Origin of the sequence: Bradyrhizobium sp. LA6.8, assembly GCF_040547935.1 — a bacterium.
GTDB lineage: Bacteria > Pseudomonadota > Alphaproteobacteria > Rhizobiales > Xanthobacteraceae > Bradyrhizobium > Bradyrhizobium barranii.
Genome location: NZ_JBEPQQ010000003.1, coordinates 1,114,934 through 1,139,647 on the forward strand (window position 1 = coordinate 1,114,934; position 24,714 = coordinate 1,139,647).

Genomic DNA, 24,714 nt, shown 5'->3' on the forward strand with positions numbered 1-24,714 from the left:
AGTGAACATGACTGCCACAGCCGCCGCCCAAGCCGCCACCGCGCCGAAAACCCCGCCTTTGCCCGAGGCCAGGCCGGAAACGCTCGGCCTGTCGCGCCCTCGCCTCCAGGCGATGTCGGACGCCTTCAAGCGCGAGATCGACAAGGGAACCATCCCCGGGGTGACCGTGCTGGTGGCCCGGCGCGGCCAGGTCGGCTGGTTCGAGGCGCTCGGCAAGCAGAGCCCGGCGGGACCTGCGCCGATGGCGCTTGATTCGATCTTCCGGATCTTCTCGATGACCAAGCCGATCGTCTCGGTCGGGATCATGGCGCTGGTCGAGGATGGCCACCTGCTGCTCGCCGATCCCGTCGCCAAGTTCATTCCGGAGTTCGCCGACCAGAAGGTCGGCGTGGTCAGCGGCGGCAAGCTGGAACTGGTTCCACCGAAGCGGCCGATGACGGTGCAGGACCTGCTCCGCCACACCTCTGGTCTCACTTATGAGCACCAGGGCGACGGCCCCGTGCACAAGCTCTACCAGGAGTCCCGCGTCCGCAGCCGCAAGATCACCAATGCCGAGCATGCCGCGCTGGTGGCAAGCTTCCCGCTGGTCTGCCACCCCGGCGACGAGTTCAACTACAGCCGCTCCACCGACATCCTCGGCCGCATCATCGAGGTCGTCAGCGGCAAATCGCTCGGCGCGTTCCTCACCGAGCGCATCCTCGCGCCGCTGCAGATGACTGAAACCGCCTTCTCCACCAGCGAAGCCAATGCCGGCCGGCTCGCCCAGCCGTTCGAAGCCGATCCCTGGACCGGCGACAAGGTCGCGCTGTTCAACATGCTCGAGCAGCCGGTGATGGAGTCCGGCGGCGGCGGCCTGGTCTCGACCACGATGGACTATGCCCGCTTCGCGCTGATGCTGCGCAACGGCGGCACGCTCGACGGCAACAGGATCATCGGCCGCAAGACGCTGGAGCTGATGGCATCCGATCACCTTGGGCCGCACGTCGTGACCAACGGCACACTGCTGTCGCCGGGCCACGGCTTCGGCCTCGGCTTTGCCGTGCGCCGCGAGGCCGGCATCGCGCCGTTCCCCGGCAGCGTCGGCCAGTATTTCTGGAGCGGCATTGCGGGGACGTTCTTCTGGATCGACCCGAAGGAAGATCTGTTCGTCGTGTTTATGTCGCAGGGACCGGGGCAGCGCGACCACACGCGGACGCTGGTGCGGGATCTGGTTTACGCGGCGGTGGATTGAGGAGACGCCAGTTAGACGCGGCGTTGCATCTCCGCACTCACTGTCATGCCCCGCGACCCGGCTACGCCAAGGCTTCGCCGGGGCTCAGGTCCAGGGCCGCCGAAGCTTTAGCGTAGGCGGCAAGCGGGGCATCCAGTACGCCGCGGCGGATGTGGTGAAAGGGCGCTCTCTAGCGCCGGCCTCTGGGATACTGGATCGCCCGCCCCAGTGCGCAATTGCGCACAAGGCGGGCGATGACAGCTGTCTGTGGGCGGGCTGGGTGCCCCTTCCCTCCCACGCAACGCCTCAACTAATCGTCGCGCCGCCGTCGATCACCATGGTCTGGCCGGTCATGAAGTCGCCGGCCTTCGATCCCAGGAACACTGCGGCGCCAGCGATCTCGTCGGGGATGCCGATGCGGAGCAGCGGCGAGCGCGAGGTCGAGGCCTTCAGATTCTCCGGATTGTCCCACAGTGCCTTGGCAAAATCGGTCTTGATCAGGCCGGGCGCGATGCAGTTCACGCGGATGTTGTGCTTGCCGTATTCGCAGGCGAGGTTGCGCGCGAGCTGCATGTCGGCGGCCTTGGAGATCGCGTAGGCGCCGAGGATGGTCGAGCCCTTGAGGCCGCCAATCGAGGACACGATGATGACCGAGCCGTCCTTGCGCTCGATCATCTGCGGCACCACCATCGAGATCAGCCAGTTGTTGGCGACGATGTTGTTGTCGAGAATCTTCCTGAACTGATCGTCGGAGATGCCGGCGAGCGGACCGTAATACGGGTTCGACGCGGCGTTGCAGACCAGCACGTCGATCTTGCCGAAGGCGCGGTTGCTCTCGTCGATGAGGTTTTGCAGATTTTCCTTCGACGAGATGTTGGCGGCGATCGCAACCGCCGTGCCGTTGCCGAACTTGTCGTTGATGCCCTTCGCGACCTGGTCGCAGACATCAGCCTTGCGCGAGGAGATCACGACCTTGGCGCCGTGCTCGGCCATGCGCTCGGCGATCGCAAGCCCGATGCCGCGCGTCGATCCCGTGATGACGGCGACTTTCCCCTTCATGTCGAACAAGGTCATGTTTCTCTCCCAGAGTACGTTTTGATTGGCTTGAAGCCTACGCCGCGTCCGCACGAGCGGACAATGGCGTCAGGCGAGCTTCTTGACTTCCGGCCCCGCCAGCTGATGCATCTCGGCGTGCGCGTCATCAGCGATCCACGGCTGCTGGTTGACCATCGGCAGTCGCCAGACCGAGCGTTCGGGGCTTGAGAAATAATCGAGCCGCGTGATCGAGCAGTTGTCGATGTCGAACGACAGTGCCCGCTCTACCTGGCCGTCGAGTGCGAGGCCGATCGCCGCCTTGATGGTGCCGCCATGCGCAACCGCGATCACATCCTGCCCGGCCGCCTCGTTGTTGATCCGCTCGACGGTGCGGCGCGTGCGGTTGTAGAGATCCATGAAGCTTTCGCCGCCGGGCGCGGGCTCGTTGATGTCGGCGAACCAGCTCGAGCCGACGGGGCGGCTGGCGATGAACTGGGCGCGATTCATGCCCTGCCAGCGGCCGAGATTCTGTTCGGCCAGGTCTGCTTCCCATTTCATCGATGCGGGCCTTGGGAAGCCGGCCGCCCAGATCGCTTCCGCGGTCTGGTGGGTGCGCATCAGATTGCTCGAATACCAGACCGCCTTGCGTGGCAGCACCTTGGCAACAGCGTTGAACACGTAGGTATCGCTGGTATCGCAGGCGAGATCGCTCTGGCCGTAAATGTTGCCGCCGTCATTGCGCACCGGCGCATGACGGACCCACCACCACCGCGTCGTGACCACTTTGGGCTTGTCTGTGCCTGTCATCGAAACTCTTCCATCCCGTGTGATGTCGCTGTACGTCAGGTGTGAACGTGTCTCAAGACACTTTACCGTTTGAAATCTTGTTTGAAATTCCGTTGCGCGGCAAGCGTCGCGCAGCATACCAAAGGGAGAAACGCATGGGCCGTCTGCAAGGCAAATCCGTCATCATCACCGGCGCCGGCAGCGGCATCGGCCGCGCCGCCGCACTCCTCTTCACCAGGGAAGGCGCCAAGCTGATCGCGGTCGACCGCACCGAGGCGGTGAAGGAGACCGTCGACGAGGTGAAGAAGGCCGGCGGTGTCGCGGAAGCCATGGTGGCGGATGCGGGCTCCGAAAAGGACGTCATGGCCGTCATCGACAAGGCGGTGAAGACGCACGGCCGGCTCGATGTGATCTGGGCCAATGCCGGCGTCTCCGGCGGGCTTGTGCCGCTCGGCGAGCAGACCGTGGAACAGTGGCAGGAGGTGCTGCGCGTCAACCTGATCGGCCCGTTCCTCGCGGTGAAGCATGCGATGCCGCACATGGTGAAGCAGCAGTCCGGCGCGATCGTGCTCACGGCGTCCGTCGCGGGCCTCAAGGCCGGCGCCAGCGGACATCCCTATGCGGCGAGCAAGGCCGGCGTGATCAGCCTGGTGCAGACCACGGCGTATTCGCTCACCGGCACCGGCGTCCGCATCAACGCGGTGTGCCCGGGCCTGATCGAGACCGGCATGACCAAACCGATCTTCGACCGCGCCAAGGAGCGCGGCACCCAAGACAAGATCGGCCAGCTCAATCCGCTGAAGCGCCCCGGCCAGCCGCACGAGCTCGCGGCGATGGGGCTGTTCCTGGCCAGCGACGAAGCATCGTATGTCAACGGCCAGGCGTTCCCGGTGGACGGTGGTTTGACGGCGTCGATGCCGTATACGGGCAAGCCGGTTTAGCAACGCGCTTTCTCGTGTCCCGGACGCGCTGCGTCCGGGATACGAGACCGGAGTTTTGGCGCGCAACTGCCTCAACATCGTCATTGCGAGCGCAGCGAAGCAATCCAGAATCCCTCCGCGGAGGCAGTCTGGATTGCTTCGTCGCAAGAGCTCCGCGCAATGACGGAGTGTGGGGTGACACGGCCGCTTCATCATTCGCATCTTCATTGCAGACACACCTTCGCATCCTCGCGGCGCGTTTCGCCCGAGCTTTGCTTGGTCGCCTCACCCCCAATTGAAAGAGGGCGCAGGGAAGGCCGGGAGCCGGCTGGCTCCCATTGTCCGCTATGCCATGAGTAGTTTGCGCTACAATGCACAGCGGGTAACAGGGCAACCGGAGCATCCCGGCCTTCCCTGCGCAGTGGTTGGAACGGCTTATGTCGTGCTCTCCCCGGGGAGCGTTGCACTATTGCCCCCGTCGCCGTTGCGGATGGCTGATGCGCATGCCCGGTCGGGCTGCCACATCACCGCAAGACTTGGCGCACAGACCCCGGGCGCCAGGACGACACGATTTGGCCGTACGCCGATCACATCTGTCGTTGGCGCGAGGTCTTCGCTCACGGTCGCCCGCCCTGCGAAGCTTTTCGTGCCGATGTGACCTGCGTCCACCGCCGCCCGGCCCGCGTTCGTTTCCGAATTTCGGTAAAGCGGAATATTTTCGCGAGTACACATTGACCGAGAGTTTGAGTGTTTTGCCCGACGGGCAACGCAAGGTCTTGTAGACTGGAGATCTTGTAGCCCGGATGGAGCGAAGCGTAATCCGGGGTTTGCGCCCCCGGTTATAGTGGCCCCGGATTTCGCTTCGCTCCATCCGGGCTACGATGCCGATTTGGCCTACGAAGCCAGCGCTGCGACAAACAACCCGCTCGCGACCAACGACGCAACCGTCCGCACGTGGTTCCAGAACGTCCAGTCCTTGAGATACGCCGCCCACACCGCGCCAGCCTCCGGCGCGGACGGCTGCAACGCGGCGAGCGCGTTGTTGAGCGGGACGTTGAACACCATCGTCACCACGAACATGCCGATGACGTAGAGGCCGCCGCCGGCGATCATGCTCACTGCCCCCGGCCCGCTGACGCGCAACGTCCCCATCACCACCAGCGCCGCGCCCACCACCGTCGTGCCGAGAAACAGCGGCATGAACAGCGAGCGCGCGATGTCGACATTGATCGCGTTCATCACGGCGATGCCGGCCGCCTGGTCGAGCCGGCCGAGCGCGGCCGTGATGAAGGTCGAGAAGGCGAAATAGATTCCGGCCATGAGGCCGCAGCCGATCGCCGAAAACCAGAGCAGTCCGGTCGTAAAGCCCTGCCACATGCCGCAGCTCCCTATAATACGATAAACTCTCGCATTTGATAAATGCGATAAACTCTCTTATTTTTCACGTCAAGCGCGGATGGCGGGAATCGGGATGCCGGAACGGAAAAGCAGGACGGACAAGACGACGCACGCGGCCGCGCGACGCACGCCGCTGGTGCCGACGCAGGAGCGAAGCCGGGAGCGTTTCGATCGCATCCTGACGGCTGCGGCCGAGATCCTCACCGAGAAAGGCAGCGATGCCTTCCGGATGAGCGACATCGTCGAGCGCACCGGCATCGCGTTCGGCTCGCTCTATCAATATTTTCCGGACAAGAGCACGGTGATCGGGACGCTTGCCGAGCGACGCAATGTCATCGGCCGCGAATGCGTCCAGCGCGACCTCGCCGAGATGAAGAAGCTATCCGACCTGCACGCTGCGCTGTGCCGCATCACCGACGGCTATGACCAGATGTTCCGCGAGCATCCTGTGATGTATCACATCTGGCAGGCGACGCAGGCCGACCGAAGCTTGCAGAAGATCGACGAGGAGGATGTGGCCTTTCTCGCCGGCCTCTTGCGCGAGGCGCTCAAGCGCGTCGCGCCGAAACAGACCGCCGCCGCCCTCACCTCCTTTGCGCAACTGGCGATGATCCAGATCGCCGCCGCGGTTCGTCACGCCATCGCCTTGCCGCCGGCGGAGGCGCAGCGTACGCTCGAGTTGTTCAAGCGAATGCTGCCGAAAGATCTCTCCGCGCTCGGCTGAGGTTCAGCGAAAGCACCCTTCGCGATCCGATTTGCCCGAACCGCCACTCCGTTGGTATGTTTCGTGCAGGCGGCGAAGCCATCCTCCATCTCATGAACGAGACAATGCCCAACCCGATTTTCCCGAGTTCACGACCCGATCGCATTCGCAACCTCCTCGCCGACCTCGTCGGCTTCGACACCGTCAGCGACCGCACCAATCTGCCCTTGATTGCCCATATCGAGAGCTATCTCGCTTTCCTCGGTGTCAAGGGCGAGCGCATCGTCGACGACACCGGCCAGAAGGCCTCGCTCTGGGTCACGATCGGACCGGAGGACCGTCCAGGCCTCGTGCTGTCGGGACACACGGACGTCGTGCCGGTCGTGGGCCAGGACTGGAGCCACGATCCGTTCAAGCTGGTCGAGCGCGACGGCAAGCTCTACGGCCGCGGCACCACCGACATGAAGGGTTTTGTCGCGGTGTGCCTCGCCATGGTGCCGGAGATGCTGGAAGCGAAGCTGACGACGCCGATCCATCTCGCCATCTCCTATGACGAGGAGATCGGCTGCGTCGGCGTGCGGCCGATGCTGCGCGAGGTCGCGAAGAAGAAGATCAAGCCGCTCGGCGCCTTCATCGGCGAGCCGACCGAGATGAAGGTCATCATCGGCCACAAGGGCAAGCACGGCGTGCGCGCGACATTCCGTGGTCTCGCCCGCCACTCCTCGATCGCGCCCGACGGCGTCAACGCGATCGAATATGCCGCGGAGCTGATCACCGAAATCCGTCGCCGTGCCGTGAAGCTTGCGGCCGCGCGATCGAATGACAGCCTCTACGACGTTCCGCATTCGACGCTGCTCACCAGCATCGTGCATGGCGGCGCCGCGCTGAACATCGTGCCCGATACCTGCACGGTGGATTTCGAATGCCGCGGCATCGGCATCACCGAGTCGCGCGAGGTGACGGATGCGATCGTCGCCTGGGCCAAGGCCGAGCTCGAGCCGGAGATGAAGGCGAGACATCCGGAGTGCGGCATCGATTTCGAGGAGATCCTTGATTATCCCGCGCTCGACACGGCGGCCGACGCCGCCATCGTCACACTGGCAAAAGGCCTCGCCGGCCGCAACGACCACGCCAAGGTCGCCTTCGGCACCGAGGCGAGCCTGTTCGCCAGCATGGCGGATATCCCGTCGGTGGTGATCGGCCCCGGCGCGATCGCGCAAGCGCATACGCCCGACGAGTTCGTGGCGATGGCGGAGCTGGAGAAATGCGCAGGCTTCGTGGAAAGGCTGATCGCGCATTGTGTGAAGGGCTGACCCGTAGGGTGGGTTAGCTTAGCGCAGCGTAACCCGCCACTTCTGTTGCGCCGTGCGAATGGCGGACAACGATGCGCCTTTGCCCACCCTGCGGGAGCTGATTTGCCCGACAGGCAAGGCTCCCTTCTGCTAGGCTCCAGACTCTCGCCTAACCGAAGGGAGAACTCCATGAAGGCCATCGCACTGGGCGCACTCGGGGCCGCGCTGGTTGCGGCCGCCACTCCCGCCGCGCCGCTCAACGCAACGACGATCGGCTCTGCCGAAATCTCCGACGTCGACCAAGTCGGTCTGATCTGCAACGAGTATTATGGACGCTGCTGGCGGACCCGGGGACGCTATGTCCTGCGCTACTTTGACGACCCCAGCTACTTCCCCGGCAGGGGCTACAACTACTACGCCGGTCCCGGCTATTACGATCGCGGATACGGCGGCTACTACGTCGGACCGAGGTTCACCATTCGCGCCCGGTAGCAGGCCAATCACCATCAGAGCGGCGCTCGACGCCGTCGTGTCGAAGAAGAAGGGCATGAACAGCGAGCGCAGGATGTCGACATTGATGGCGTTCATCGCCGCAACCGTTCAGAGCGTAGCCCGCATGAGCGTTAGCAACATGCGGGACCGCCGTCCCGGGTGTCGCTGCGCTCACCCGGGCTACGGGAGCACGCGTTCCTCATCGCTCCTGCAACGCCAGCCGCACGCCGACAGCGCAGTAGATGGTCCCGACCACCTTGCCCTGCCATTTCACCACGGCCGGATGGCGGCGCAGGAGATTGCCCAGACGACCGGCGCCGACGGCGAACACCACGGTGCTGACGAGACCCAGCAGCACGAAGACGATGCCGAGGATCGCAAGCTGAAGTGCGATCGAACCGTGCTCCGGCCTCACGAATTGCGGCAGGAACGCAAGGAAGAACAGCGCGGTCTTGGGATTGAGCACTTCGGTCAGCACGGCCTGCCGGAAGGCCCGGCCCGCGCCGATCGCGGGCGCGCCGCCGTTCAGCTCGACCGGCGCCTTGTCGAGCATCGCGCGAATGCCAAGATAGATCAGGAACGCCGCGCCCGCATATTTGACGATGCTGAACATCAGCGCGGAGGTCGCGATGATCGCCGATAAGCCGACGATCGCCATCGAAGTGTGGATCAAATCACCGGCCGCAATCCCCGCGCCGGTCGCGATGCCGACCTTCGTTCCCGAGCTAACCGCGCGCGCCATGGTGAGCAGCGTCGCAGGCCCGGGAATGAAGACAAAACCGAGTACGATGAGGATGTAGGTGATGAGGGTGGCGTGATCGATCATGTGGCTGGCCGTTCTTTCGCTGATGTCGCTACGACAGCGGTGTCATGCCCCGGCTTGACCGGCGCATCCAGTACGCCGCGGCTCCTCTGCGTCCACGCGCTGTCTCTGGGATACTGGATTGCCCGCTTTCGCGGGCAATGACACCGAAAGTGTGGAGACGGCGAACCACAAAGCGAAAAGGCGCGGCCATCAACCGCGCCTTTGTGTGTCTAAACCGCGCCCGCCTTCTGCGCGTACTCCCACGACGCCTTCGACAGCGGCACGGTGCGCTTGGCTGACTCCAGCGCCTTGGCATTGGCCGCAGTGCCGTCGCGAACGCGGCCGGCGATGCCTTGGGTGATGCCGGCGAGGCGGAACAGGTTGTAGGCAAAATACCAGTTGAGATCAGGCACCGTCATCTTGGTGACGTTGCAATAGATCTGCGCGGCCTCTTCCACGCTTGGGATGTTGAGCGCCTTGAGGTCGGCGCCCTCCAGGCCCGGCATGATCCACTGCATCAACAGATAGGTGAAGTCGGCCATGGGATCGCCAAGCGTCGACAGCTCCCAATCGAGCACGGCCTGCACGCGCGGTTCCGTCGCGTGGAAAATCATGTTGTCGAGGCGATAGTCGCCGTGGACGATCGAGACGCGCGCCTGCTCCGGCACGGTCTTCGGCAGCCATTCGGCGACCTTCTCGAACTCCGGAATGTGCTGCGTCTCGGACGCCCGGTACTGCTTGGTCCAGCGATCGATCTGCCGCGCGAAATAATTGCCGGGCTTGCCGAACTCACCGAGGCCGATCGCGACGGGATCGTACATGTGGAGTTTTGCCAGCGTCTCGATCTTGCTGGTGAATATCTTGCGGCGGTCCTCCGGCGTCTGGCTCGGCAGCGTCGGATCCCAGAACACCCGGCCGTCCTCCATCGACATGATGTAGAAGGCGGCGCCGATGATGCTGTCGTCCTGGCACAGCGCGTAGGCGCGCGCGACCGGAAAACCCTGCTTTCCAAGGGCTGCGATGACGCGATATTCGCGATCGACCGCGTGCGCCGACGGCAGCAATTTGCCGAACGGCTTTCGGCGCATCACATATGAGCGGTTCGGCGTGTTCAGCCGGTAGGTTGGATTGGACTGGCCGCCCTTGAACTGGAGCACGACCAGCGGGCCCTCATAGCCTTCGACGTTGTCGCGCATCCAGGCTTCGAGCCGCATCTCGTCGAAGCGATGCCGCTCCTCGACCGGCTTGGTGCCCGAGAATTCTTCGTCTTTCCTGACGCCGTCAGCCACGATGACGCTCCCTCTTCAGTCCGAACATGATCCTAATCGGTAACCGCTGACGCACTTGCGTCAAGCGGTCACCGAATGCGGATCAGCCCTGTCGTCTTTTTCAAGTCGGGAGCGCCGCAGGGCTCTCCCTCTTAATGCTTGGGAGAATTGGCATACTTCCGAACTTCGAGCCTTGCAATGGCGCGATTGTGCACCTCGTCCGGACCGTCGGCGAGCCGCAGCGTGCGGATGCCGGCATAGTCCTTGGCAAGCCCCGCCTCGTCCGAAACGCCCGCGCCGCCAAAGGCCTGGATCGCCTCGTCGATGATCTTCAGCGCCATGTTGGGTGCTGCGACCTTGATCATGGCGATCTCGGCCTGCGCGGTCTTGTTGCCGACCTTGTCCATCATGTCGGCGGCCTTGAGGCAGAGCAGACGCGTCATCTCGATGTTGGTGCGGGCCTCGCCAATGCGCTGCTCCCATACGCTGTGCTCGACGATCTTCTTGCCGAACGCGGTGCGCGACATCAGACGTTTCACCATCTTCTCCAGCGCCTCCTCGGCCTTGCCGATGGTACGCATGCAGTGGTGGATACGGCCGGGACCGAGGCGGCCCTGCGCGATCTCGAAGCCACGGCCTTCGCCCAGCAGGATGTTCTCCTTGGGCACGCGCACGTTCTCGAGCAGCACCTGGGCGTGGCCGTGCGGCGCATCGTCGAAGCCGAACACCGGCAGCATCTTCTCAACCTTGATGCCGGGAGTGTCGAGCGGAACCAGGATCTGCGACTGCTGCTGGTGCTTGGCCGCCTTGAAATCGGTCTTGCCCATCAGGATCGCGATCTTGCAGCGGGGATCTCCGACACCGGACGACCACCATTTGCGACCGTTGATGACGTAGTGATCGCCATCCTTCTCGATGCTGGTCTCGATGTTGGTGGCGTCGGACGAGGCGACCGCCGGTTCCGTCATCAGGAACGCCGATCGGATCTCGCCGTCCATCAGCGGACGCAGCCATTTGCGCTTCTGCTCCTTGGAGCCGTAGCGCATGAATACTTCCATGTTGCCGGTGTCGGGCGCCGAACAGTTGAACACTTCCGAAGCCCAGGAGATGTGGCCCATCTGCTCCGACAGCAGCGCGTATTCGAGATTGGTCAATCCCGCGCCACGGAATTCGTCGTCTTCATGCTCGTTCGGCGGCATGAACATGTTCCAGAGGCCTTCGGCCTTCGCCTTCTTCTTGAGGTCCTCCAGAACCGGGATCACCTTCCAGCGCTCGCCGCTGTGATCCTGCTCATTATAGATCGGCACCGCCGGACGCACGTGCTTGGTCATGAACGACTGCACGCGGTCGAGCCATTCCTTCTGCTTGGGGGACAGATCGAAATCCATGGGACGCTCCTCGGTCTCTCTTTGCAAAGCTGTTTTGCGCCGGACTGTCCTCCCGCCGCACGCGGTCCGCAAGCGCGAATGCCTGCGGACGCCTCGGAACCCGTCCGCGCGTTGCGAACGAGTCTCGATTGCGGATTGACTTTCTCCGGCCTTCAAACGATAGTTTCATACAAGTGTTTGAATTGCAACTCCCTCCCCGAGGGGCATCCATGGCCAGCGATCATACGAGGTCTGCCATTCTCGCCGCCGCCGAACGGCTCTATGCCGATCGCGGCTTTGGCGACGTGACGCTGCGCGACATCGTCGCGGAGGCCAACGTCAACCTCGCGGCGGTGAATTATCATTTCGGCTCGAAGGACGAATTGATCGCAGAGCTGTTCGTCTCGCGTTCGATCGCCACCAACCGCGAACGCCTGCGCGAATTGAAGGCCGCGGAAGAGCAAGGCGGCGGTCGCGCGCCGATCGAGGTGATCTTGCGCGCGCTCGTCGGCCCGACCTTGCGCGGCTGTCTGGGTCCGGAAAACCAGCGATCCACCGCGGCGCGCTTCATGATCCGCGCCTCGATCGAATCCGTGCCGCCGATCCGCCGCATCAAGAATCGCGAGATCGACCATTTGCGGAAATTCGCAGGCGCCATGCGGCGCTCCCTGCCCGACCGCAGCGACGTCGATATCTATTGGGGCCTGAACTTCGCGCTCGCCATGGCGCACCACACCATCCGCGAGAGCGAGCGGTTGACGAAGCTGTCGGAAGGCAAATGCGATCTCGACGACGTCGAGGACGTCGTCGCGCGCGTCGTCAGCGTCGCGACGATGGCGCTGACGGCGGGGCGGACCGAGACGAAGGCGCCGTCACGGGTTGTCGCGCGTTAGCCCTCACATCATCGCGATGCAGTCGATCTCGACGTCGAAGGGGCCGAACCATTCCGGGGTGCAGACGAAGATGCGCGCCGGCGGATCGATCGGGAAATAGCGCGCATAGATCGCGTTGAAGACGGCGAAGTGTTTGGTCGAGGTGCAGTAGACGTTGCACTTCATGACGTTGTCGAGCGAGGCGCCGGCCGTCTGAAGGCACAGGTTCATCTGCTCCATAATGATCTCGCTCTGCCGCTCGATTCCCATCCCGCCGATCTCGCCCGTCTCGGGGTCGAACGGCGGCAGGCCGGCGACGAAGATCATGTTGCCGGCGCGCGTGACCGGCGAGGTCGGCGCCTTGACGCGGTCGAGAAAGGACGAGATCGGTTCGACGCGGAGCGCTTCGCGTTTCATCGGCGGCCACCTTCGGTTCGAGCGAGACTGGCGCCTTGCTACATTATTCTGCAGCCGGCATGCTTCGCTAAAGCTCGAAGTGTGGTTGCGAGCCTAAAGCGCGATCAGATCGCGCTCTAGTGTTGTTTGAGCATGATCTCCGCGCAAACGCGTTCCGCGTTTGTCGCGAGGGAAAACCGCTGCGCAGTTTTCCGGATCGTGCCTTACACCCGCTGCGGCATCTCCTCGGCCTCTTCCTTGGCGAGCAGCAGCAGCATCTCGATGCCCATCTCGCCTTCCTGGGGCGAACGGATGAACTTTATTTCGTCGGCGCTTTGCCGCAGCGCGGCAATGATGGCGACAGCCTGATTGGCCGTTGCTGCCTCGGTCGCCAGAACTGCCTTCTGGTTCTTGGCCTGAAACCCGATCGTGTAGGACATTCGTTCCCTCCCGGACTTACGTGGGGAGGATGGCATCAGAGTCGCGCGCAAAGCGGAAGCCTGTGCGAGTACGGACCGGGTTTATCTGGGGATTGCGCGCAAGCCTCAGGCAAGGCCGAACATGGCGCGCGCGTCGTCCGCGGTCGCAACTGTCGCTCCCAGGCTGGTCAGGATCGCTGTCGCATGCGCGCCAGCATTGGTCTTCGCCGGCACGCCCCTGGGAGGATCAGGAAGCGAAGCTAGATAATCCCCTGCTGCTTCAGCTGCTCGATCTTGCCGGCATCATAGCCGAGCTTGCCGCCGAGCACCTCCTGGGTGTGCTCGCCCAGCAGCGGCGGGGCGCGGTAATTCTCGATCGGAGTCTCCGAGAGGGTCAGCGCGTTGCGGATCAGCGACAGATCGGGCTCGAACGGATGATCGACCTTCACCCGCATGCCGCGCGACTGGACGTGCGGATCGGAAAACACCTGCTCGAAATTGTTGATCGGGCCCGACGGCACGCCGGCCTCTTCCAGCTTGTCCAGCCAATAGGCCACCGGCTGCTTCAGGAACAGCCCGGCGAAGATCGCCATGATCTCCTTGCCGTGCACGACGCGGTCGTTGTTCTTGATGAAGCGCTTGTCGTTTGCGAGCTCGGGCTCGCCGAGCACGGCGCAGGTGCGCTGGAACTGGCCGTCATTGCCGACCACCAGCATCAGCTCGCCGTCGGTGCAGCGGAACACGCCGGCCGGCATGCCGCCATTGCCCCAGGTGCCGCGGCGCGGCGGCATTTTGCCGTTGACGAGGTAGATCTGGAGCCAGTGCGACAGCGATGCGATGACGGTGTCGAACAGGCAGACGTCGATGTGCTGCCCCTGCCCGTCATTGGCGTCGCGATGGTACAGCGCCGAGAGAATTCCGATCGAGGTGTTCATGCCGGTCATGTAATCGACGATAGACGGGCCGACCTTCATCGGACCCTCGCCGGGCTCGCCGTCGATATGGCCGGTGACGCTCATCAGGCCGCCCATCGCCTGCAGGATCGCGTCATAGCCGGCACGCGGCGCGTAGGGGCCGGTCTGGCCGAAGCCGGTCACCGAGCAATAGATGATGCCGGGGTTGATCGCCTTGATCGTCTCGTAGTCGAGGCCGTAGCGCTTGAGATCGCCGACCTTGTAGTTCTCCATGAAGACGTCGACGTCCTTGGCGAGCGCGCGGATGATCGCCTGGCCCTCGGGCTTGGCGATGTTGACGGTGACCGACTTCTTGTTGCGGTTAGCGCAGAGATAGAAGGAGTTGTTGTTGTTCGCCTTGCCCTCGGGGTCGGTCAGGTAAGGCGGGCCGAAGGCGCGCGCGTCGTCACCGGTGCCCGGCCGCTCGATCTTGATCACCTCCGCGCCGAGATCGCCCAGCATCTGGGCCGACAGGGGCCCGGCAAGCACGCGGGTGAGATCAAGGATCTTGATGCCTGAGAGCGGCAAGGCCGACATGTCGATTTCCTCCGGGAACTGATATTGGCGCGGCGGCCTTAAGCCCTGGCCGCGCTCCCTGCGGATACACCATTTTGGAGTTCTGAGCACTGCGTTCGGGGCATACGGCTATCCATCGCCCGGCAGCAGGAGCGGCCCTGCGGCGGGCGAATTTCCGCGCCACGGCTATCACGCCTGCGCCGGCGCTCCGCCACGGCGATCCGCGCCGCTGATGACGGCTAGAACCTGACGCTGATTCCACCGCGCACGGACTGGAAGCGAGGATGCTGCTCGTAGCTCCCGACGTCGGGCCAGTCGAAGCGGGACGTGCCGAAATCGCTATAGCGATATTCCAGGCGCGCCGTAACCCGATTGGTCAGCGCCGCTTCTCCGCCGACGCCTGCGGTCCATCCGGTCTTCGAAATGTCGGCATCCACCGTGGGAACTGCCAATGTCGACGTCCACCGGTACTTCACCTCGGTGAACGCCAAGCCACCCGTCACATAGAGCAGCAGGCGCTCAGTCGGTGTAAAGCCGAGCCGTCCGCGAACGGAGGCCTCCCACTCCTTGCGCGCGTCGTATCGGAAAAACGGGATGTTAAATCCGCCGTTCACCGGGCCCACGTCTACATCGGCCTCAAGGCCAACAACGAGCCTGTCCAATTGATGGTTGTAGCCCACATGGACACCGCCGAAGCCGCCGTCCGCGCGGAACCCATGCGTGAAGCCGGTCGGAGGCCCGCCCAAGAAGAATTCGACAGTGCGATCCTGGCTCCACGCGTAACCACCTTGGACACCTGCATAGAAGCCAGTCCATGCGAAGGGCGACACGGCGACAGAGCGCACTGCCTTAACGGGCAAGTCGGCAGCATCCGCAGCGACCGCGGAGCAGGCCAGCGCGGCGAGGCAGATTAGCGTGCGTTTCATTGCAAATTCCAGCCCATGGGATTGACGATTCCAACTCTAGCGGGTTCCCCCCGCTTTTGCTGTGGCGGCCGGGCGACACTCGGTGAAAACGAATAGGAAGCGACCGGCAACTCGCGGCAACCGACGTGCCGCCGACCTCACACCACACCGGCCGCGGCCACCTGCGGACGGCGGCGGCCGAGCAGAACCAGGATCAGCACCGCTGCGCAGGAGCAGACGAAGGTGAGACCGAGCGCGCCGCGGCTGCCGAACTGGGTGAGCAGGCCGGCAAGAACGGGCGGCGAGATGGCGGAGGCGAGATTGAGCGGGAGCGCGATCATCGACGACGCCTTGGCAAACTCGGCCTGGTCGTAGAACACCAGCGGGATCGTCGCCCGCGCCACCGCCATCGCACCGCTGCCGGCGCCGTAGAGCAGGATGAAGACCGCGACCGCCCAGGTCGCCCCCTCGCTCAGCATCAACAGCAGCATGGCAACGGGCAGCGCCGTGCCGGCGACAAGCCCCGTCGTGATGCCGTCCCAGCGCCCGCCGCCGAGGAAATCGAGCCCGCGGGCGCTGACCTGGATCACGCCGAGCATCGAGCCGAAGGCGATTGCCTGCGCCGGCGCCAGCCCCTCGGCCCGCAGCAATTCGATGAAAACGGCGCTCAGGCCGAAAGTGACGAAGGCATTGACGGTGATCGCGGCGACGACGAGGCCGAACGTGCTCCGCGGAATCGACAGCGCGTTGGCTTGTTTTGCGGGAACGGTGCCCCCCTCCTTCGCGACGGCCCGGCGCGGAGTTGCGAAAGCATAAAGCGGAAGCGAAACGAGAAACAGCATGGCGGCGTAGACGAGGCAGGTGCCGCGCCAGCCGAAATGGCCGCTCAGGAACGAGGTGGTCGGCCAGAAGATGCTGCCGGACAGTCCCGTCACCAGCATGAGCGCGCCAATCGCGCTCTTGGCCTGTCGCCCGGCGACCTCGTTGAGCATGATATAGGCGCCGGTCGACAGCGTGGCGCTGCCGCCCATGCCGAGGATGACCCAGGCCACGAAATAGAGCATCGGCTCGTGCGCAAAATACAGAAGGACATAGCCCGGCACGGCCACGACGGTGCCCACCATCATCACCTTGCGTGCGCCGTGCCGCGCAAAAGCCTTGGCGAGCCAAGGCGCGCACAGGCCCATGGTGACATAGAGCGTCGAGGTGCCCGCAAACACCATCGGGAGGCTCATGCCGAGATCGGCCGCGAGGTCACGGCCGACGATCGGCGGAAGGCCGATCGTGCCCCATCCAATGAGCTGGGTGATTGCAAGCACCAGCAGGACCCCGATGAGCCTGCCGTCAGATTTCAAGAACCGCATTCCGATCGTCGCCTGCCCCAGCTGCATGCGTGCGCACAGACACGTCATAGCGGGAGTCTTGATAACGGAAGTCCTGGCGCAGCGGAACGCCGGCCGCTGAATGGCAGAAGGCGGCCGGGAGCATGTCAGCAGGAGGCAGTAGCCCCTACCCCGCGAGCCCGAGCAAGGATCGCGCCTCGGCCGCGGTCGCGACGCGCCGGCCGTGGCGCGCGACAGCCTCGCCGGCGATGGTCACGAGCTCGGCGTTGCTGGCGGCCAGGCGGGTCTTGTCGATCCTGATATTGTCCTCGAGCCCGGTGCGCACCGCGTCGGCGCCGCGCGCAAGCGCCCAGCCCATGACCTCGGCCTGATGGCGTCCGATCCCGGCCGCCGTCCACGTCGCTGTCGGGATCAGCCGCTTCAGCTCTCCCAGGAGGATGTCGAGGACATGCTCGTCGGCCGGCATCGCATTCTTGACGCCCATGACGAACTGCACGTGCGGACGTGAGTCCATCAGCCCCGCCTCGATCAGACGCCGCGCACCGTGTAGATGCGACAGATCGAAGATCTCGATTTCCGGGCGGATGCCATTTGTCTTCATGCCGGTCGCGAGAGTCTCGACCAGGGCGGCGCCGTTCTCATAGACAATCGTCGGAAAGTTCACCGACCCTGTCGACAGCGAGGCCATGTCCGGCTTCAGATAAAGCGATGATCCCCGCGCCGAGGGATCGCGGCCTCGCCCGCCGGTCGAGAACTGAACGATCATCCCGGGGCAGTGCTTTTTGATGCCTTCCTGCACCAGGGCAAAACGCTCGGGGTCGGAGGACGGCGTCTCGTCATCGTTTCGAACATGGATATGGGCAAGCGTGGCGCCGGCCTCGAAGGCCTCCTGCGTCGACTCGATCTGCTCGGACGGCAAGATCGGCACCGCGGGATTGTCCTTCTTGCGCGGAACGGAGCCGGTGATGGCGACAGCAACAACAACGGGGTTCATCCCTTGACCTCATGATGATCGCGCTCGCGCGCACAAAAATTCGAATCGGCAATCTCGTAACGCATCGAGCCCTGCCGCTGCAAACATCATCGATCGCAGCGGCAGGCTCCTTGCGTGCGCTTCAGGTCGGAATTGCGGCCGCACCACTCGCCGCCTCCGCACGCTGCCGCTCATAGTCGGCCCGCGGCATCGGAACGGCCTTGGGATTGCCGAGATCGTCGATACTGACCCGATAGGTCTCCCGGGCCGTGACGGCCGCCAGCGCCGCGATGACAGTGATACCGAAGGCGATCGCTCCCACCGTCAAGGGGATATTGTCCGAGCCGGGAGGTGCCACGGTCGCAAACAGGGCCGGAAGCAATGCGGTGATGGTCGTTCCGATGTTCTGCGAGATCGCCATCGCCGACACGCGGGTGCGTGTCGGAAACAGCTCCGGGTAGAAGCTCGGGAAGATGGCGTTGTAGCCCTGATAGACGACGCCCCACATCAGCAGCGACACCAGGATCGCCAGCGGCACATTCCTGATGCTGATGGCATAGAGATAGACGAAGGCAAGCAAGCCTGAGAGCAGCGCGCCCACGATGATCGGAGGCTTGCGACCGACCTTGTCGGAGAGATTGCCGACGAAGGGAATGACGAATATGGCCAGCATATTTCCGAGGACCGGGATCCACAGATAGACGTCCTTGGCAAAACCGATGCCATAGGCCGGCTGCACCGCGTAGGCCGCACCGAAGATGGTCGCAACGACCGGGATGACGTTCATCAGAGCCATGCAGATGACCCTGAGCATGTCGCGCCAGCTCAGCTTGATGGCCTGAACAATGGGCGACCGCGGCGTTTCTCCCCGTGCGCCCTCTTGCGCAAAGGCAGGGGTTTCGTCGACTTCGCGACGAATGATGTAGCCGGCGACAATGACGAAGAAGCTGAGCAGGAACGGAATCCGCCATCCCCAGCTATTGAATGCGTCGGTCGGCATATAGGCCGCCAGCGGCAGGAACACGGCTGCCGCGAGGATTTGTCCGGCCTGCACGCCCTGAAGGGCGAAACTGGCATAGAAGCCGCGCCGGCCGAACGGCGCATGCTCCAGGATCATCGAGCTCGCGCCGGAGATTTCACCGGCCACGGCAAATCCCTGCACAAGGCGCAGGATGACGAGCAGGATCGGCGCCAGGATGCCGACCTGCTGATAGGTCGGCAGAAAACCCACCGCCATCGTCGAGATGCCCATCAGGAACATGCAGACGATGAGAACGGTCTTGCGGCCATGGGTGTCGCCCCAATGTCCGAGGACGAAGGCACCGATCGGCCGGGCCACATATCCCACACCATAGGTCGCCAGCGATGCAACGATGGCGACGGTGGGATTTTCCGACGGGAAGAAGATTTGCGGGAAGATCAGCGACGCGGCGGTCGCGTAGATGAAGAAGTCATAATATTCGAGAGCCGAACCGATCCAGCCGCTCGCAGCGGCCTTCCTGGACTGACTCATGTGACGGATCGTGCGAGTCGTGGTCATCGCAGAAAATTCCTCCACTGGGTTTGCTGACGTCCCGTTGTCGGGCTTCGCTAGAAATTGGGCAGCATTCTCCGGGCGCTCTGCCGACTTCCGCGAGCGCTTGTCACTGCCGATGGGTATCCGATTGGTCGCGACAATAGGCTTTCGCCGGGCTAACACAATTACCCAGTTATGCGATAAACCTAACATGATGTTATTTTCGCCGGACTTGAACACAGTTGGCGATTGTGCGCCGATCAGCAGCGCTCGGGCGGAGACGCGTCGTCGACATCCGGCGCAGAGACGACCAGATATTTTCAGACCGCCAGTTCAAAACACGCTTTTCGCCACAAGCGCACGCTAGGCTCGCTTCTCCCATGCCGGCCCGCCTCAGACAGCGCGACTGTGTGTGGGAGACCGGCCGCCGCCGTCTGCCACGAGAAGAGGTCCCGTGACGACGACGCCTTGTTTGGCGTGGGCATCAAAAATCAGGCGGCCCTCTTCAGGCGCTTGAAGCGCTCCATCCGGAAGGGTGCGGGATCTACGCAAGGCGTCGAACCGGTCACGAGATCGGCCATCAGGGCGCCGGCGCCAGGACCGATACCGAAGCCGTGGCCCGAGAAGCCGGTCGCGAGATAGAAGCCTGGAACGGAGCCGACCGGCGCGATAACTGGAACGGCATCCGGCGTGACATCCATCAGGCCAGCCCACATTTGCATGATCTTGGCGTCGCGGAACGCCGGGAAGGCTTCGCACAGATGGGTGACGCCGCCATGGACGAACCGCAGCGACGGATCGGGATCAAGAATGCGGACATGCTCGAAAGGACTAACCTCGTCACTCTTCCAGCTGCGGGCCATTTTCACCTCGCGAACGAACTGACCGCCGATGCGAAGCGTCAGTTCGTTCCAGCTCTTGATGAGCGTCGGCGTATAGTCGCAGAACAATCGGAAACTGTCCGGCGTAATCGGGGCGACGTTCGCGTTGCGCTGGGCGACGGTGAACCCGCCATCCAGACGGCGGCGGAAAGCGAAGTTGCCCGCACCAACGGCAAAATCCGGAACGCCCTCGATCGAAGAAACGCGGGCGACGCTGCCGAGGATCTTCAGGACCGGAAGATCGATGCCCATGTTGCCGGCGAAGAGGCGCGACCAAGCCCCTCCCGCCAGCACGACGGACGAACAGCGGATCTCGCCGCGCTCGGTGACACAGCCGCTCACCCTGCCCGCCGATCGCTCGATGGAACGGACCGCGCAGTTGGTGAGGATATGCACCCCTTTCGCGGCCGCGCCGCGCGCGATTGCAGGGACGGCGATAAACGGCTCCGCCTTGCCGTCGCTCGGCGTATGCAGCGCGGCACGGAACGGTTTCGCCATACCCGGCATGAGCGTCTTCAGCGCCTCGCCCGTTACGAAGCGAGAGTCGAGATCGAAAGACGTGGCGTGTTTCAACCACTCGTCATACATCGCAACGTCGGCATCCGTGCCGCAGAGATAGGCGATGCCGGCCTGCCGAAAGCCGGTTTCGCCGACGATACGCTCGTTCATGCCACGCCAGAGCCGAAGACTCTCGATCGCGAGCGGCAACTCGGCCGGATCGCGCCCCATTTGGCGTACCCAGCCCCAGTTTCGCGACGACTGCTCTGCTCCGATCAATCCCTTTTCGCACAGGGCAACGGAGACGCCACGCTCAACCAGCGAAAGCGCGGTCGACACGCCGATGATGCCGCCGCCGATCACGACGACGTCCACATGCGCAGGCAGCTCCTGCGGCGCGACGACAAGATCGGGAATAATCCTGGACACGTGGTCCTCCTTGAAACGGGTACGCGGAAGGCGAGCCGGGCCGGATGTGCCGCCCGGGCTCAGCGTCCCGGACGGTCGAGGAAATCGCGCAGGCGATACCAGCCGGCAAAGAGCGGCACGAACCAGGGCTTGCCCGAATAGAAGGGCACGGCCGTGAATGTCTCGCGATCGAAGGCCGATGGCATGTTCTGCTCGCCGAGAATTTTGCGTGCTGTCTGGTAGCCGAGAAAGGTCATCAGCGCGACGCCGTTGCCATTGCAACCAGCCGCGAAATCCGCGCCGTCGCGAGCCCCGAGATGGGCTATCTTGTCGACGGTCATGGCCACGCGCCCGCTCCAGGCATGAGTGATCTTCACGCCCGCAAGCTGCGGCCAGATGGCCAACATGCGCGCATAAAGCCGCTTCGCGGCCAGCTTGTCGGGCATGTCGAAGATGCCCGGGCGTGAACCGAACAGAAGCCGTGTCCCGTCGGGCGACGGCCTGGCGTAGATCAAATCGCGGCGTGTGTCGGACACCATGCGGGCCTGCGGAACGAGCTCGGCCAGGAGATCGGCCGGCAGCGGCGCGGTGGCAATCTGATAGCTCTTGACCGGCACGATACGGCTGGCGAGGCCAGGCGTCGCATCGGCGGCGGTGTAACCGTTTGTGGTTGCGACCACGTGGGCAGCCCGGATGGCGCCTCGAGCGGTCGGCACGATCTTCTCTCCTTTCGTACCATCCTGCACCATACCCGCGCGCGCATGCGAGCGCAGCATGACGCCGGCGGCGCGCGCCCGGTCGCGCAGCGCCTTGTGATACTTGCCCGGATGCAGACCGCCATATTCGTCGATCACCATGCCGCCGTGATAATAGTCCGAACCGATCGCCGATCGCTGATGCGCGCGATCGAGGAAATGTACGGTCACGCCGGTCTTTTCCGCCAGAAGCATGCCATGCCGCTTCAGGGTTTCGTAATCGCCCGCGGCGTGGGCGCCGAAAAAGCGGCCGCTGAGCGCAAGCCCCGCATCCAGCTTCTCCGTCTCGACCAGCATCTTCAGATAATCGAAGCTCTCGTTGCTCTCGCCGATCAGGCGCGAGAAGAGCACGGGGTCGATCCCCTTGATCGCACCGCTAACCACCAGCTTCTGGCCACTCGACACCATCCCGCCCGAACGCGTCGAGGCTCCCTCCCCGATCCGGTCACCGTCGATGACGACGACGGAGCGCCCGGCGCGCGCCAGATGAGTCGCTGCATTCAACCCGGCATAGCCCGAGCCGATGACCACGACGTCGGCTCGCTCCGGCAGCGGATCGAGATCGGTCTCCGGTTCCGCGGCCTCCCACCAGTAAGGCGTCTCCTTGAAGTCCTTGGCGTAGATGTCGTCAAAACGAGGCATGATGTATTGGGCCTTCCGGCTCACCTTTCATTTTCATTGCACGTGGGATGGCCGCACCACGCAGCGCGTCCGCCCCGGTGGTGCGATCAGAGAACCTGACCGAGGAATTCGCGCGTGCGCGGGTCTCGCGGATTGTCGAAGAGTTCCGCAGGAGGCGCACTTTCCACGATCAGACCACGATCGGTGAAACAAACGCGTTGCGAGACTTCCCGGGCGAACTTCATCTCGTGCGTCACGAGAATGCAGGTGAGGCCCTCCTCCACCAGTTCGCGGATCGCGAACAGCACGTCCTTTACCGTTTCGGGATCGAGCGCAGCCGTCACCTCGTCGAACAGGATCGCTTCCGGCTGCATCGCGAGTGCACGGGCGATTGCCACGCGCTGCTGCTGGCCGCCGGACAGCTGCCCCGGGTAGCTGTCCGCCTTCTCCGAGAGCCGCACCTTCTTCAGGAGCTTGCGAGCCCGCTCCTCGACTTCGGCGCGATCGTGTCCGAGAACCTGGATCGGCGCCATCATGATGTTTTCCAGTGCCGTACGATGCGGGAAAAGATTGTACTGCTGGAACACCATCGCGACCTGATGGCGCAGCACCCGCATCTGCTTTTCCGACCTCATTTCATGCACACGGTGTGCGCCGACGCGGACAAAGCCTTCGTCCACGGGAATCAGGCCGTTGATGCAGCGCAGAATGGTGGACTTTCCCGACCCGGAAGGACCGATAATGCAGACTGCCTCGCCCTTCTGCACGAACATCGAAATGCCCTTGAGAACAGGGACGTCACCGAAGGACTTGCGGACGTTGTCGAGCTCGATCAGCGCGTCGATGCGGTTCACAGGCTTTCTCCCTTCACGGCGCGTTCCAACCGGCGCGCGACGACCGCGATCGGATAGCAATAGGCGATGAACAGGAAGAGGATGGTCAAATAGAAGTAGACGATCACGCGCTCGTTCTCCATGGCGAGCAAAGTATTCAGAATTGTCAGCACGTCCTGGATACCGGTCACCGTGGCGAGCGCTGTCGCGATCATCAGCAACGCGTAGGAATTCATCCAGCCCGGGATCATGCGCCGCAGCGCCTGTGGCATGATCACGTGGCGATAGATCTGGCCGGTGCCATAGCCGAGCGAACGTGCCGCTTCCCACTGACCGCTGTGAATGGACTGAACGGCGCCCCGGATCACCTCGGAGAAATTCGCCGCCGTCGGCAGCGCAAGGCCAATCACGGCCTTCACGAACGGTGGGAACGCAATGGTCGTGCCGAAGACATGCATCTCAAACGGCAGGAAATAGAGCGTTGCAAAAAGCAGAACGAGCCAGGGTGAATTGCGCAGGAAATTCATCAGCAGAAGAGACGGGACCCGGATCGGTCCGAACCTGGCGAGCGTCGCAAGACCCATGATCGTACCGAGCACCGTCGCCAGTGCCATGGAGGCGATCGAGAGAATGATATTGAGGGCAAAGCCGCCCGTGATCGGCCAGCCGGACGCCGAGCCGGTGAGAAGCAGAGGAAGCCGCGCCAGCACGCGGCTCCAGTGCGCCGAGCCGCCCGCCGCCGCATCGACCCCGATCCAGACGGCCACGCCAAAGGCGATCAGCAGCAGAACGGCGCGCTTCTTTCCGTCATAGGAGAGCATGGAGCCCGCGATCAATGCCCCCTCCCGTAACCTGGGAAGGCCATGAAGGCTTCGAGCCTCGCCATTGCAAATGTGAGGATGGACACCAGCACCACATATATGAGGAGGACCAGAATCATGACCTCGAGCGTGCGGAACGTGTCATTGTAGATCTGCCCGGCGTAGTACATCAGTTCCGGCACGGTGATGACGGATGCCTGCGACGTCGTCTTGAAGAGGTTGGTCAGGATGTTCGTCAGTCCCGGCAGGCAGATGCGGGTGGCGATCGGCGCCTCGATGCGCCAGAAGCGGGCCCATCGGCCGTACCCCAGCGACCGCGCCGCATCGATGATCGACCGCGGCATGGTTTCGATGCCGGAGCGGAAGGCTTCGGTCGCCAGCGCCCCGCCGAAGAGACTGAGCGAAATCGCAGCACAGGCAAAAGCACTGAGAAGCGGAACCGATAATCCCGTCGACGGATCGGTCACCTTGAGGCCGAGGTTCGAGAAGGTGAAATAGGCAAACAACATCTGCAACAGCGGCGGCGTGTTGCGGAACACCTCTACGAACAGCTCGATCAGGGCATCGAGCCAGAAAATCCGCAGCGTGAGCCCGAGGGCCCCGAGCATCCCGATGAGGATGGCGGCCGCCGATGAGAGCGCCGCCAGCTTCAGCGTGTTGACAACACCGGTCAGCAGCCATTGCTGGTACGCAGGATCCGCGAGCCAGGAATAGTCGAGTCCGAACAA

24 protein-coding genes are annotated in these 24,714 nt (G+C 63.6%); 6 read left to right on the forward strand and 18 right to left on the reverse strand.

Going from position 1 to position 24,714, the window contains the following annotated elements; genetic code table 11:
- Positions 1-7: 7 nt before the first annotated feature.
- Positions 8-1,231, forward strand: coding sequence for a serine hydrolase domain-containing protein (locus ABIA90_RS19185; protein ID WP_354117791.1), 1,224 nt, complete (start codon positions 8-10; stop codon positions 1,229-1,231).
- A gap of 285 nt (positions 1,232-1,516) precedes the next feature.
- Here ABIA90_RS19185 and ABIA90_RS19190 read toward each other — a convergent pair whose 3' ends face one another.
- The gene (locus ABIA90_RS19190) at positions 1,517-2,284 is read right to left on the reverse strand and encodes an SDR family NAD(P)-dependent oxidoreductase (RefSeq protein WP_063982568.1); all 768 of its coding nucleotides are present in this window, start codon (positions 2,282-2,284) and stop codon (positions 1,517-1,519) included.
- Positions 2,285-2,353: 69 nt separating this feature from the next.
- On the reverse strand, positions 2,354-3,052 hold the full coding sequence (locus ABIA90_RS19195) for a histidine phosphatase family protein (protein WP_166342291.1): 699 nt from the start codon (positions 3,050-3,052) through the stop codon (positions 2,354-2,356).
- Between the two features lie 134 nt (positions 3,053-3,186).
- Here ABIA90_RS19195 and ABIA90_RS19200 point away from each other — a divergent pair, with 134 nt between their 5' ends.
- Positions 3,187-3,972, forward strand: a complete 786-nt coding sequence (locus tag ABIA90_RS19200; RefSeq protein ID WP_028152877.1) for an SDR family NAD(P)-dependent oxidoreductase — start codon at positions 3,187-3,189, stop codon at positions 3,970-3,972.
- Positions 3,973-4,845: 873 nt separating this feature from the next.
- On the opposite strand, the gene ABIA90_RS19205 is transcribed toward ABIA90_RS19200, so the two are convergent.
- Positions 4,846-5,328: an anthrone oxygenase family protein gene (locus tag ABIA90_RS19205; RefSeq protein WP_354117790.1), complete on the reverse strand. Its 483-nt coding sequence runs from the start codon at positions 5,326-5,328 to the stop codon at positions 4,846-4,848.
- 94 nt (positions 5,329-5,422) lie between these two features.
- On the opposite strand from ABIA90_RS19205, the gene ABIA90_RS19210 reads away from it, so the two are divergent.
- The 3 genes from ABIA90_RS19210 to ABIA90_RS19220 all read left to right on the forward strand — a co-directional run bounded on the left by ABIA90_RS19210 (position 5,423) and on the right by ABIA90_RS19220 (position 7,836).
- The gene (locus ABIA90_RS19210) at positions 5,423-6,073 is read left to right on the forward strand and encodes a TetR/AcrR family transcriptional regulator (protein WP_354117789.1); all 651 of its coding nucleotides are present in this window, start codon (positions 5,423-5,425) and stop codon (positions 6,071-6,073) included.
- A gap of 104 nt (positions 6,074-6,177) precedes the next feature.
- Positions 6,178-7,365: an acetylornithine deacetylase gene (argE, locus tag ABIA90_RS19215; protein ID WP_354117788.1), complete on the forward strand. Its 1,188-nt coding sequence runs from the start codon at positions 6,178-6,180 to the stop codon at positions 7,363-7,365.
- Positions 7,366-7,533: 168 nt separating this feature from the next.
- Positions 7,534-7,836, forward strand: a complete 303-nt coding sequence (locus tag ABIA90_RS19220; RefSeq protein ID WP_354117787.1) for a hypothetical protein — start codon at positions 7,534-7,536, stop codon at positions 7,834-7,836.
- Positions 7,837-8,035: 199 nt separating this feature from the next.
- Here ABIA90_RS19220 and ABIA90_RS19225 read toward each other — a convergent pair whose 3' ends face one another.
- From ABIA90_RS19225 to ABIA90_RS19235, 3 genes are all read right to left on the reverse strand, one after another.
- Positions 8,036-8,662: a LysE family translocator gene (locus ABIA90_RS19225; RefSeq protein WP_354117786.1), complete on the reverse strand. Its 627-nt coding sequence runs from the start codon at positions 8,660-8,662 to the stop codon at positions 8,036-8,038.
- A 209-nt stretch (positions 8,663-8,871) separates the two neighbouring features.
- On the reverse strand, positions 8,872-9,930 hold the full coding sequence (locus tag ABIA90_RS19230) for a phosphotransferase family protein (protein WP_063982562.1): 1,059 nt from the start codon (positions 9,928-9,930) through the stop codon (positions 8,872-8,874).
- A gap of 131 nt (positions 9,931-10,061) precedes the next feature.
- Positions 10,062-11,297 carry an acyl-CoA dehydrogenase family protein gene (locus ABIA90_RS19235; RefSeq protein ID WP_063982561.1) on the reverse strand — a complete coding sequence of 412 codons (1,236 nt, stop codon included), beginning with the start codon at positions 11,295-11,297 and terminating at the stop codon, positions 10,062-10,064.
- 209 nt (positions 11,298-11,506) lie between these two features.
- On the opposite strand from ABIA90_RS19235, the gene ABIA90_RS19240 reads away from it, so the two are divergent.
- Entirely contained in the window at positions 11,507-12,169 is a 663-nt protein-coding gene (locus tag ABIA90_RS19240) for a TetR/AcrR family transcriptional regulator (RefSeq protein ID WP_166092677.1), read from the forward strand.
- Positions 12,170-12,172: 3 nt separating this feature from the next.
- On the opposite strand, the gene ABIA90_RS19245 is transcribed toward ABIA90_RS19240, so the two are convergent.
- The 12 genes from ABIA90_RS19245 to ABIA90_RS19300 form a co-directional block, all read right to left on the reverse strand.
- Complete coding sequence (locus tag ABIA90_RS19245; RefSeq protein WP_354117785.1) at positions 12,173-12,565, reverse strand: RidA family protein; 393 nt, start codon at positions 12,563-12,565, stop codon at positions 12,173-12,175.
- Positions 12,566-12,768: 203 nt separating this feature from the next.
- The gene (locus ABIA90_RS19250; RefSeq protein WP_208087445.1) at positions 12,769-12,984 is read right to left on the reverse strand and encodes a hypothetical protein; all 216 of its coding nucleotides are present in this window, start codon (positions 12,982-12,984) and stop codon (positions 12,769-12,771) included.
- A gap of 239 nt (positions 12,985-13,223) precedes the next feature.
- Positions 13,224-14,453, reverse strand: a complete 1,230-nt coding sequence (locus ABIA90_RS19255) for a CaiB/BaiF CoA transferase family protein (RefSeq protein ID WP_354117784.1) — start codon at positions 14,451-14,453, stop codon at positions 13,224-13,226.
- A 218-nt stretch (positions 14,454-14,671) separates the two neighbouring features.
- Entirely contained in the window at positions 14,672-15,358 is a 687-nt protein-coding gene (locus ABIA90_RS19260; RefSeq protein WP_354117783.1) for an outer membrane protein, read from the reverse strand.
- Positions 15,359-15,495: 137 nt separating this feature from the next.
- The gene (locus ABIA90_RS19265; protein ID WP_354117782.1) at positions 15,496-16,701 is read right to left on the reverse strand and encodes an MFS transporter; all 1,206 of its coding nucleotides are present in this window, start codon (positions 16,699-16,701) and stop codon (positions 15,496-15,498) included.
- Positions 16,702-16,846: 145 nt separating this feature from the next.
- The gene (locus tag ABIA90_RS19270) at positions 16,847-17,674 is read right to left on the reverse strand and encodes a 3-oxoadipate:acetyl-CoA acetyltransferase (protein WP_063982556.1); all 828 of its coding nucleotides are present in this window, start codon (positions 17,672-17,674) and stop codon (positions 16,847-16,849) included.
- 121 nt (positions 17,675-17,795) lie between these two features.
- The gene (locus ABIA90_RS19275; protein WP_085405396.1) at positions 17,796-19,193 is read right to left on the reverse strand and encodes an MFS transporter; all 1,398 of its coding nucleotides are present in this window, start codon (positions 19,191-19,193) and stop codon (positions 17,796-17,798) included.
- A 467-nt stretch (positions 19,194-19,660) separates the two neighbouring features.
- Positions 19,661-20,977, reverse strand: coding sequence for an NAD(P)/FAD-dependent oxidoreductase (locus ABIA90_RS19280; protein ID WP_354117781.1), 1,317 nt, complete (start codon positions 20,975-20,977; stop codon positions 19,661-19,663).
- Between the two features lie 59 nt (positions 20,978-21,036).
- Positions 21,037-22,353 carry an NAD(P)/FAD-dependent oxidoreductase gene (locus ABIA90_RS19285; protein ID WP_354117780.1) on the reverse strand — a complete coding sequence of 439 codons (1,317 nt, stop codon included), beginning with the start codon at positions 22,351-22,353 and terminating at the stop codon, positions 21,037-21,039.
- An 86-nt stretch (positions 22,354-22,439) separates the two neighbouring features.
- Positions 22,440-23,186 (reverse strand): amino acid ABC transporter ATP-binding protein, encoded by a 747-nt coding sequence (locus ABIA90_RS19290; protein WP_283843392.1) that lies wholly within the window; start codon positions 23,184-23,186, stop codon positions 22,440-22,442.
- On the reverse strand, positions 23,183-24,001 hold the full coding sequence (locus ABIA90_RS19295; protein ID WP_245328625.1) for an amino acid ABC transporter permease: 819 nt from the start codon (positions 23,999-24,001) through the stop codon (positions 23,183-23,185). Before ABIA90_RS19295 ends, ABIA90_RS19290 begins: the two co-directional genes overlap by 4 nt.
- Positions 23,998-24,714, reverse strand: a complete 717-nt coding sequence (locus ABIA90_RS19300; RefSeq protein ID WP_063982553.1) for an amino acid ABC transporter permease — start codon at positions 24,712-24,714, stop codon at positions 23,998-24,000. Before ABIA90_RS19300 ends, ABIA90_RS19295 begins: the two co-directional genes overlap by 4 nt.